The 613-nt window shown below is 34.7% G+C and carries 1 protein-coding gene; it reads right to left on the minus strand.

The genetic code is table 11. The features are described from left to right. Positions 1–24 precede the first annotated feature (24 nt). On the minus strand, positions 25–613 hold a 589-nt coding region (locus AB840_RS15580; protein ID WP_048515715.1), incomplete at its 5' end, for a sirohydrochlorin chelatase.

Here is a 613-nt window from a genome sequence, read left to right on the forward strand (position 1 = left end):
ATATAAAGGCACATGTTGTTATTTTTAAAATTGGAGTGCTTCAAGACGTTCTCGTATAATAAGTCTCAATGCGTCATCAAAATTGATTGACGGTGTAATGTGTAGTTTACAATGAATATCCATGTCATCAATGAATCGTTTTACTTTATTGACCAATCTTCCATCAAATAAAAAGAGTGGCACGATAATTAATTCATCATATTGTTTTGATATCTCGTCTAAATCATTCCTGAATGTTAAAACGCCATATAAAGCTCTTGCATATACAGGTCGCTTCGAGTCGATGGTTTCCACAAATGCTTTAAGTTCATCATGTGCTTTTGTAAAACGGCCGCTACCATTACCGTGTGCAATAATAACCGTTGCTGTCTTGGAGGCTTGATCAGCAAGATGCACATCCTCTATTCTTCTTTCTACTAGTGATTTCATATAAGGATGTGTGCCTAAAGGTTCACTCATTTGACTCGAAATTTGAGGATACTTTACTTTCATCTCTGATAGTATGTTAGGAATATCGCCAATATAATGCATCGCTCTAAAAATAAGTAACGGCACAATTCTAAATTGTGTGATTCCTTTTTCGATCATCTTTTCCATTGTTATTTCTAAACTC

Origin of the sequence: Megasphaera cerevisiae DSM 20462 (assembly GCF_001045675.1) — a bacterium.
Classification (GTDB): domain Bacteria; phylum Bacillota; class Negativicutes; order Veillonellales; family Megasphaeraceae; genus Megasphaera; species Megasphaera cerevisiae.